This window comes from Nitrosomonas sp., assembly GCF_043753625.1.
Lineage (GTDB): Bacteria > Pseudomonadota > Gammaproteobacteria > Burkholderiales > Nitrosomonadaceae > Nitrosomonas.
The window spans coordinates 1-8,980 of the sequence record NZ_JAYUWI010000151.1 but is presented as its reverse complement, the minus strand read 5'-3'; the positions used below and the strand labels follow the sequence as shown (position 1 = coordinate 8,980).

The 8,980-nt window shown below is 41.0% G+C and carries 8 protein-coding genes and 2 rRNA genes; 4 read left to right on the top strand and 6 right to left on the bottom strand.

The window, feature by feature from the left end:
- Nucleotides 1–345 precede the first annotated feature (345 nt).
- The 3 genes from ACH10T_RS12710 to msrB are packed head-to-tail and all read right to left on the bottom strand — an operon-like array spanning nucleotide 346 to nucleotide 2,654.
- Nucleotides 346–1,461: a JmjC domain-containing protein gene (locus tag ACH10T_RS12710; protein WP_394809633.1), complete on the bottom strand. Its 1,116-nt coding sequence runs from the start codon at nucleotides 1,459–1,461 to the stop codon at nucleotides 346–348.
- Nucleotides 1,462–1,471: 10 nt separating this feature from the next.
- Entirely contained in the window at nucleotides 1,472–2,125 is a 654-nt protein-coding gene (gene msrA, locus ACH10T_RS12705; protein ID WP_394809632.1) for a peptide-methionine (S)-S-oxide reductase MsrA, read from the bottom strand.
- 4 nt (nucleotides 2,126–2,129) lie between these two features.
- Complete coding sequence (msrB, locus tag ACH10T_RS12700) at nucleotides 2,130–2,654, bottom strand: peptide-methionine (R)-S-oxide reductase MsrB (protein WP_394809631.1); 525 nt, start codon at nucleotides 2,652–2,654, stop codon at nucleotides 2,130–2,132.
- 177 nt (nucleotides 2,655–2,831) lie between these two features.
- Here msrB and ACH10T_RS12695 point away from each other — a divergent pair, with 177 nt between their 5' ends.
- The 4 genes from ACH10T_RS12695 (at nucleotide 2,832) to rfbD (ending at nucleotide 7,146) form a co-directional block, all read left to right on the top strand.
- Nucleotides 2,832–3,800: an acetyl-CoA carboxylase carboxyltransferase subunit alpha gene (locus tag ACH10T_RS12695; RefSeq protein WP_394809630.1), complete on the top strand. Its 969-nt coding sequence runs from the start codon at nucleotides 2,832–2,834 to the stop codon at nucleotides 3,798–3,800.
- The gene (tilS, locus tag ACH10T_RS12690; protein ID WP_394809629.1) at nucleotides 3,769–5,121 is read left to right on the top strand and encodes a tRNA lysidine(34) synthetase TilS; all 1,353 of its coding nucleotides are present in this window, start codon (nucleotides 3,769–3,771) and stop codon (nucleotides 5,119–5,121) included. The genes ACH10T_RS12695 and tilS overlap by 32 nt, the downstream gene beginning before the upstream one ends.
- A 73-nt stretch (nucleotides 5,122–5,194) precedes the next feature.
- The gene (gene rfbB / locus ACH10T_RS12685) at nucleotides 5,195–6,250 is read left to right on the top strand and encodes a dTDP-glucose 4,6-dehydratase (RefSeq protein WP_394809628.1); all 1,056 of its coding nucleotides are present in this window, start codon (nucleotides 5,195–5,197) and stop codon (nucleotides 6,248–6,250) included.
- Nucleotides 6,250–7,146 (top strand): dTDP-4-dehydrorhamnose reductase, encoded by an 897-nt coding sequence (rfbD, locus tag ACH10T_RS12680; RefSeq protein ID WP_394809627.1) that lies wholly within the window; start codon nucleotides 6,250–6,252, stop codon nucleotides 7,144–7,146. Before rfbB ends, rfbD begins: the two co-directional genes overlap by 1 nt.
- A gap of 96 nt (nucleotides 7,147–7,242) precedes the next feature.
- Here the strand turns inward: rfbD and ACH10T_RS12675 are convergent, their stop codons facing one another.
- The 3 genes from ACH10T_RS12675 to ACH10T_RS12665 all read right to left on the bottom strand — a co-directional run.
- The gene (locus ACH10T_RS12675) at nucleotides 7,243–8,187 is read right to left on the bottom strand and encodes a S49 family peptidase (protein ID WP_394809626.1); all 945 of its coding nucleotides are present in this window, start codon (nucleotides 8,185–8,187) and stop codon (nucleotides 7,243–7,245) included.
- 204 nt (nucleotides 8,188–8,391) lie between these two features.
- Nucleotides 8,392–8,504 (bottom strand): 5S ribosomal RNA (rrf, locus tag ACH10T_RS12670).
- Nucleotides 8,505–8,617: 113 nt separating this feature from the next.
- Nucleotides 8,618–8,980 (bottom strand): 23S ribosomal RNA (locus ACH10T_RS12665); the annotation flags it as partial.

Genomic DNA, 8,980 nt, shown 5'->3' with positions numbered 1-8,980 from the left:
TTTTATGAAGTTAGAAAAATTCTTAATATTTAAGAATCGACCGATACCTCATTACTTAGGTGCGCTCTCACGATCATCCATGAAGCTTGGAGGATATTGACCTGGCTTTGGCTCACCGCATCCGACTAGAAATGAAGCTAAAAGAACAGCAATTAATAGAGAGTATTTCATATTCTAAATCTCCTATATTCAAAAATAAATTTGACGAAAATTAAGTTATGTAAAACAGCTCATCGGCCATTCAAATCAGAAAGACCATAACCTTAATACCAGAATAAAATAATACTGTCCAGAAAAATTCAAGAAAATTTATAAGATATCCGACTATTGAAGGTTTTATACTCCCTAATTTTTACTTACAATATAACCACTAACATACCATTGATAAAGGATATTCGCCGTCTCTTCGTCAATATGAGAAGATGGGGAAAATTCCTGGTCGTCAGCAAGCTCAAGCAACGTTTTGAATGCATTGCTACCCACGCTATAGACATCACCATTGATAAAGAACTTATTGTGACTACTTAACATTCTACTTTTTAAGCCAAGCTGAACTCCCTTTTTCTTAATCTGTTGCAGAAACAAATGTGGTGTCAGAGGTTCCATCGGTTGCTCAAAAAAAACATGTGATTTAGGCTCCGAAAGATAGATACCCAGAAAATTTTCGATATCATCGCGATTCCAGTGAATTTTCTTCAATATCGAATTCACCTGGGATTGCATTGCCACACTGATCTTTGATGGATGAGATTGCAATTGTAATCCAGGATCAGAATACCAGCCTTCCGTTTCGACCCTATCTTGTAGATAAACAAGAAATTGTGCCATCAATTCATCGTGACTAGGGGCGCGGAAGCCAATGGAATATGTCATACAATCATCTTCAGCAATCCCGTTATGCGCATATTTAGGCGGCAAGTAAAGCATATCACCCGGCTTAAGCACCCACTCTTGCTCTGGTAGGAAATTTTTCAGTATTCTAAGCGGAGCATCAGCTATGAATCGATCATCCTGCTGCGCAGATATCTGCCAACGTCGAGACCCCATTCCTTGTAATAAGAACACATCATAGGAATCAAAATGTGGCCCGATTCCACCACCCTTCGGTGCATAGCTCACCATTAGATCATCCAAGCGGGCATGTGGAATAAAGCGGAATTTTGACAATAAATCACGCGCTGAAGGTAGAAAATGATTCACATCTTGTACTAGCAGTGTCCATTGCTTTTTAGGCAACTTTGCCAAATCATTGCTGCTGAGTGGACCATGTTTAAGATGCCACTTACCATTTCTTTGGATAACAAGGCGGGATTGCGCATCTTCATGACACGCCAGTTCCGTCAGCTCATCGCATGTTAATAATCCACCAAAACCGGGCAATGCATTCCTTACCAGCAGAGGCCGCTGTTGCCAATAATCACGTAAAAAATCTTTAGGCGTAATTCCTCCCAAAGAAATCATCTTTATTTTATTAATGTTTAATTCCCCACAATTCTTCTAACCGTTTATCCCGTCCGCAGTTATTTCGATAATATGCATACCGCAGTGGATTCTTAATGTAATAATCCTGATGATATTCTTCTGCGTGGTAAAATTCTGTCGCCGGTAGAATCTCCGTGACAATCGGCTGATTAAATCGCCCGGAAGCTTCCAGTGCCTTCTTTGAGTTTTCTGCCAGTTGTTTTTGATCAGAATCACGGTAAAAAATTGCACTGCGATACTGTGAACCCACATCGCAAAACTGTTGATTGGTTGTCAACGGATCTATCGTTAGCCAATAGGCAGCTAGTAATTTGGAAAAACTAATTTTTGTATTATTAAAGAGAATTTTCACGGCTTCAACATGCCCGGTTTTGCCAGCAACTACTTGATCATAAGTTGGATTTACCACGGTACCGCCAATATAACCTGATGTAGTCGAAACAATACCCTGTATTTTGTCAAAATCAGATTCAGTACACCAAAAACAACCGCCGGAAAAGATTGCTGTCTCTAAATATTCCTCCGGTATTTGCGAAGTCGCTGACGCTGCTACTGGTTCACCCATCTGTCGGCAGGCATTCAATATCAATACAAACAGCAATAACACAATCATAAAATTCTGTTGATGAATCCATTTCCACATAGATTTAACCTCTGAGTACCGGTAGTTTGTCTGTTTTCAGTACAAACTTTAACGCTAGTCCATTATTGCACCAACGCTCGCCTCTGGGTGGCGGGCCATCTTTAAAAACATGCCCCTGATGCCCCCCGCATCGTGCGCAGTGATACTCGGTCCGCAAAAAAATTAGTTGGAAGTCTCGCTTAGTACCAATATTCCCCGGAATAGGCTGGGTGAAGCTCGGCCACCCGCTCCCACTTTCATATTTATACTGACTTTCAAACAATGGTAAATAACAGGCAGCACAAATAAAAACTCCTTCCCGCTGCTCATAATTTAATTCACTACTACCGGGTTCCTCGGTATGTTCTTCAAATAAAACCCTATAAGCCGCTGCTGACACCAATCCGCGCCATGCTTTATGTGGTTTGTTGAGTGGCTCGATCACAGTCTGATTGATACGATTTGCAACTACTTGTGTTGATAGTAATAATGAAAAAACAGGCAATGCGGTCATTACACTACATCCTTGGAGAAAGGTGCGTCGTTTCATAAAAAATCCCTTATAAACTCATGCAGCCAGATAGCTTCATTACATAGAAACTCAAGCAAGTTTTATCCAGCATTTGAGATGCTTACCCAAAATTGACATTAGTTTGATTAATTCCGCCATGCAGATTTATCTATAAATCCTGTATCATCACGGTTTTAAGATTATATCTTAGTCCACATGAAAATCACTTTTCTGGAATTTGAGCAAAATATTGCAGAATTTGAATCAAAAATAGAAGAATTACGCTTTGCACAAGACGATTCCGCACTGGATATCTCAGCTGAAATTGTGCGTTTACAGGCAAAAAGCCAATCTCTCACGAAAAATGTTTATGCAAAACTGACACCCTGGCAAGTCTCACAAGTTGCCCGGCATCCGCAACGCCCCTATACGCTCGATTACATAGAACATTTATTTACAGATTTTGAAGAACTGCACGGTGACCGGAATTTTTCCGATGACCATGCAATTGTTGGCGGTTTAGCACGATTTAACGGTCAGACCATTATGGTGATTGGCCACCAGAAAGGGCGCGACACCCGGGAGAAGATCTATCGCAATTTTGGGATGCCAAAACCGGAAGGTTATCGTAAAGCACTTCGATTAATGCGCCTGGCCGAGAAGTTTTCTATTCCACTCGTTACTTTTATCGATACGCCGGGTGCATATCCCGGCATTGATGCAGAAGAGCGCGGTCAGTCGGAAGCTATCGGTAAGAATCTTTATGTTCTGGCGGAATTAAGAGTTCCCGTAATCTGCGTAATTATTGGAGAAGGCGGCTCTGGCGGCGCCTTAGCAGTAGCTGTCGGTGATGTCATCCACATGTTGCAATATGCCACCTACTCAGTGATATCACCGGAGGGTTGCGCATCTATCCTATGGAAAAGTGCGGACAAAGCACCTGAAGCTGCAGAAATTATGGGTATTACTGCTGAACGACTGAAAACAATGAATCTAATCGACAGTATCATTGCTGAACCAATCGGTGGTGCGCATCGTGATTACCCAGCAATCATGCAATCGGTAAAAACTGTTTTACAGGAATCACTCCGCAAACTTCAGGATCATTCTATCGAAACACTTCTGGAAAAACGCCTAGATCGGCTTATGACATATGGCTCATTTAAGGAAATCAAAGTCGGATAGCCTTCTATGTGATACCGAAGAAGTACTACTTGCACATATTAAACAGGGCAATCACTTAACCATTGCTTTGAGCGGCGGTATCGATTCCGTTGTATTACTGCATGTACTGGCTACGTTGTCCAAGCAATTGCAATTCACACTTTCTGCTGTGCATGTTAATCATGGCATCAGCAGCAACGCGACGCTCTGGAGCAGGTTTTGCTGCAATCTCTGCCACAGCTCCGGCATTTCTATCTACATCGCGTATCTACAGATCAAAAAAGAAGCCGGCATCAGTCTTGAAGCCATCGCCCGGGAAGAACGTTATCGCATATTCGGTCATATACAAGCAGATTATGTAGTATTGGCGCAGCATCTGGACGATCAGGCTGAAACATTATTATTACAATTATTTCGTGGTGCAGGCGTTAAAGGATTGAGTGCGATGCCATTTGTTAGAAAACAAGCTTCTGATGCCGCCCCACAGATACTCCGGCCACTGTTAGAAGTTTCTCGTAATCGAATTGAAGCCTACGCACGGCAAAACAAATTAAACTGGATAAACGATGAAAGTAATGACAGTATCACTTTCAATAGAAATTTTCTGCGCCATGAGATTCTACCCATATTAAGAACACGATACCCGAATTATCCCAAAACACTGTTACGTACCAGCCGTCACTTGTCTGAAGCTTCATTTCTGTTGGATGAATTAGCTAAAATCGATAGCACGCGTTGTCTTTCTTCGGGGAAACTTCAAGTTGAAAGTCTACGCAAACTGAGTTTTCCACGCGCAAAAAATCTTCTACGCTACACTTTGTTACAGCACGATATAACCCTTCCCAGTACAGCTAAAATAGAAAGCATTCTGAATCAACTTTTGTCGATAGGCATGGATAATCAATTCCATATCAGTTTGGGTGATACTGAAATTCGTTGTTATAAAGGTGCCATTTACATGTTACCCGGAAAAACACCTCCTCAAAAACCCAAGCAATGTGTATGGCATGGAGAAACGTATTTGGCACTCCAACATTTACGCGGCACCATCCGTTTTACTCAAGTCAAAAATCAAGGTATTAGCCAACAAAAAATATTAAATGCCCCGGTCACAGTGCGTTCGCGTAGTGGCGGCGAACGTTTTACACCCGCTTGTAATCGCCCTCGAAGAAGCTTAAAAAACCTATTACAGGAATCAGCTATCCCACCGTGGGAGCGTATCGCTATGCCCTTATTATTTTGTGGTGAGAAACTGATATGGGTGCCGGGAATCGGCATCGACTGTGAATTTCAAGTACATTCTGATGAAATAGGAATTTTACCCAACTGGGATCCCGAGTAAATAATAAAAATCGAGCTATGCTTGGCATTTATAAAGATATCACCACAACCGATTTATATTTTAGGAAAACAGCATGATTCTAATCACAGGGGGTGCAGGATTTATTGGAAGTAATTTTGTTTTGGATTGGTTGGCACAATCTGATGAAAAAATTGTAAATCTTGATAAATTAACTTACGCCGGTAATTTACAAAATTTGATTTCCTTATCTAAGGATCCCCGGCATATCTTTGTACAAGGAGATATTGGAAATACCAAACTGATTTCACAAATCCTGGTTCAGTACCAACCCCGAGCAATAATTAACTTGGCTGCAGAAAGTCATGTCGATCGCTCGATCCAAGGTCCAGAAGATTTTATTCAAACTAATATTCTGGGAACATTTCGCTTATTGGAAGCCGTACATGCTTATTGGAATGAGCTTGAATCCATGGCTAAACAAAATTTCCGCTTTCTCCATGTTTCAACCGATGAAGTGTATGGTTCATTGACTCGGAATGAGCCTGCTTTTACCGAAGGCCATCGTTATGAACCCAACAGCCCCTACTCAGCGAGCAAAGCTTCCAGTGATCACTTAGTTCGCGCCTATCATCACACGTACGGCTTACCCATACTGACCACAAACTGCTCGAATAATTATGGTCCCTTTCAGTTTCCAGAGAAATTAATTCCTTTAGTGATTGCTAATGCTCTAGCAGGAAAATCCTTACCAGTATATGGAGATGGCCAGCAAATTCGCGACTGGTTATTTGTCACTGATCACTGCTCCGCAATTCGCCGTGTACTAGAAGCTGGTATCGTAGGAGAAACTTATAATATTGGCGGTTGGAATGAGAAACCGAATATTGAGATCGTTCAAACAATTTGTACTTTATTAGAAGATTCATTTCCAGGCTCGGCCTTTCATAAATTAATTATTTACGTCAAGGATCGGCCTGGGCACGATCGCCGTTACGCAATTAATGCAATGAAAATTGAACGTGAGTTAAACTGGAAACCAGTAGAAACGTTTGAGACGGGAATTCGTAAAACTATTCAGTGGTATCTAAATAATCAAAAATGGATAGCTGATATTCAAACTGGCGCTTACCGCGAGTGGATAGAAAAAAACTATGCCGAGTTACTGTAATGAAAATATTGCTATTCGGTGGAAAAGGTCAAGTAGGATGGGAGCTGCAGCGGAGTTTGATTCCCGTAGGCGAATTAATCACATTAAATTCGACAAGCGAAAATTTTTGTGGTGACCTAACTAATCTTGCGGGCATCAAACAGACCGTACGGCAAATTGCGCCAGATATTATTGTTAATGCAGCAGCTTATACTGCTGTCGACAATGCTGAAAAAGAACCAGAACTGGCTCAAATTCTTAACGCAGAGGCGCCTAGCGTACTGGCACAAGAAGCCAAACAACTGAATGCCCGGTTAATCCATTATTCGACGGATTATGTTTTTAACGGCACGGGTGACCAACCATATCTTGAAACAGATCCTACAGATCCGCTTAATATTTATGGTGAAACTAAGTTGGCAGGTGAAAGAAATATCCAGTCATCTGGCTGTGCACATTTAATATTTCGTACCAGCTGGGTTTATGCTACTTATGGAAATAATTTCATTAAAACAATGCTTCGCCTAGCGCAGCAGCGGGATAAATTAGCCATTGTCAATGATCAAATTGGATCACCTACAGGTGCAGAATTAATTGCTGATGTCACTGCTTACGCAATACTTACATTAAAATACAATCCCGATATATCTGGTTTATATCACTTAGTTGCAAGAGGATGTATATCTTGGTTTGATTTTGCCAAATTCATTTTAAAGCATGCTGAGGAAGCAAATATTCCACTTAAAACTCCATCTACTGCACTGCAACCGTTAAAAAGTGATGATTATCCATTGCCTGCAAAACGCCCCCTTAACTCGCGTTTAAATACTCGCAAGCTAGAGAATACTTTAGATTTAACTCTTCCTGAATGGCAAATTGGGGCATCGCGTACACTCACTGAAATATTAGATAGATAACTTTATGAAACGATAGAAACATTTTTTTGCATTCAAGTATATCTCAATTTAACGTTTAACTATTTTGCCATGCATAATATTAGACAGAATTCACTGTTATCTAAAAGACCATACATTTTCAGATATAATACCAAGTATTATTTGGCTAAATCGTTTTGTAAACAAATCGGATAAACCTTCATGGGGTGTAAAATCGACTAATGCCTCAGCTTCTATGATCTCTCGTGCCACATACTCTGCATTGCCCATTTCATCAGCTAACCCCAAATCGATACTTCTTTGCCCGGTCCACACTATGCCACTAAATATTTCCGGTGCGTTTTTTAAACGTTCACCCCTTCCCTGCTTAACTACCTGAATAAACTGTTCATGTATTTCACGTAATAATGTTGTTGCATGCGCCTTTTGAGCAGGATCCAGAGGCGTAAAAGGATCCAGGAAACCTTTATTTTCACCAGAAGTAAGTAAACGTCTCTCCACGCCTAATTTCTCTAAAGTTCCTGTAAAGCCAAAACCATCCATCAACACACCAATTGAGCCAACTAGGCTCGCTTTATCAACAAAAATTTTATCTGCAGCTGCAGCAACATAATAACCACCAGAAGCACAAATATCTCCCACCACCGCATACAGAGGTATGTCAGGATATTTAACACGCAAACGACGAATTTCATCATTGATATAACCCGCTTGAACTGGGCTTCCTCCCGGGCTATTTATTCGCAATATGACTCCTTTTGTATTTTTGTCTCGAAAAGCAGATTGGAGACTGCCGTTTATTTTATCAGCGCTGCTATTACCATCAGAGACAATAACTCCGCGTAAATCAATAAGCGCAGAATGCTTTTCTGATATTCGCACTTTTCCATCATCAATCCAGCCTAGTGCAAAGAACAATAGTATAAAAAGATAGAGAAAAATGAGTATTTTAAAAAAGATTCCCCAGTTACGTGTGCGCCGTTGCTCACGTAAAGCTGCAAATGCAAGATTTTCTAGTAGATTTTTTTCCCAATCTTCTTTCTTAACTTCTGACTCATTCATAGTTCACACTCACAAATTGGAAATTGGATAAAATATCTCTATAGATGACTATAATATTGATTACTGTGCTATTTACAATTAGTCCGTTAGTAACTTTAGAATCCTCAGTCATATTCCTATTACTTAAACTATCGTAAGGGATTCTTCAGAAAGAAATATTAAAAAAAAAGCCCTTCATCTTTTGACGAAGGGCTTCTATAGAGTGCCTAGCGGTAACCTACTTTCACATGCGAATGCACACTATCATCGGCGCAGCTTCGTTTCACGGTTCTGTTCGGGATGGGAAGAGGTGGGTCCAAAGTGCTATTGCCGCCAAGCGAAACTTGGCAATGAATATCATTATACTAACAACATCCATTATTGGAAAAAGTAAATTAGATTAGATAATATCGACACATAACTTTAAAATATTTTAAATTCTTAAAGTTATAGGATCAAGCCTCACGGTCAATTAGTATCGGTTAGCTTAACATATTGCTATGCTTCCACACCCGACCTATCAACGTCGTAGTCTTCGACGAACCTTTAGGAGGGTTAAACCCTCGGGAAGTCTCATCTTGAGGAGAGTTTCCCGCTTAGATGCTTTCAGCGGTTATCTCTTCCGCACATAGCTACCCGGCGATACGACTGGCGTCATAACCGGTACACCAGAGGTGCGTCCACTCCGGTCCTCTCGTACTAGGAGCAGGTCCACTCAAACTTCCAACGCCCACGGCAGATAGGGACCAAACTGTCTCACGACGTTTTAAACCCAGCTCACGTACCACTTTAAATGGCGAACAGCCATACCCTT

Excerpts from the sequence above, each read along its gene's own strand:
- ACH10T_RS12710 (WP_394809633.1), bottom strand. The coding sequence starts at position 1,461 with ATGATTTCTTTGGGAGGAATTACGCCTAAAGATTTTTTACGTGATTAT.
- msrA (WP_394809632.1), bottom strand. The coding sequence starts at position 2,125 with ATGTGGAAATGGATTCATCAACAGAATTTTATGATTGTGTTATTGCTG.
- msrB (WP_394809631.1), bottom strand. The coding sequence starts at position 2,654 with ATGAAACGACGCACCTTTCTCCAAGGATGTAGTGTAATGACCGCATTG.
- ACH10T_RS12695 (WP_394809630.1), top strand. The coding sequence starts at position 2,832 with ATGAAAATCACTTTTCTGGAATTTGAGCAAAATATTGCAGAATTTGAA.
- tilS (WP_394809629.1), top strand. The coding sequence starts at position 3,769 with ATGGCTCATTTAAGGAAATCAAAGTCGGATAGCCTTCTATGTGATACC.
- rfbB (WP_394809628.1), top strand. The coding sequence starts at position 5,195 with ATGATTCTAATCACAGGGGGTGCAGGATTTATTGGAAGTAATTTTGTT.
- rfbD (WP_394809627.1), top strand. The coding sequence starts at position 6,250 with ATGAAAATATTGCTATTCGGTGGAAAAGGTCAAGTAGGATGGGAGCTG.
- ACH10T_RS12675 (WP_394809626.1), bottom strand. The coding sequence starts at position 8,187 with ATGAATGAGTCAGAAGTTAAGAAAGAAGATTGGGAAAAAAATCTACTA.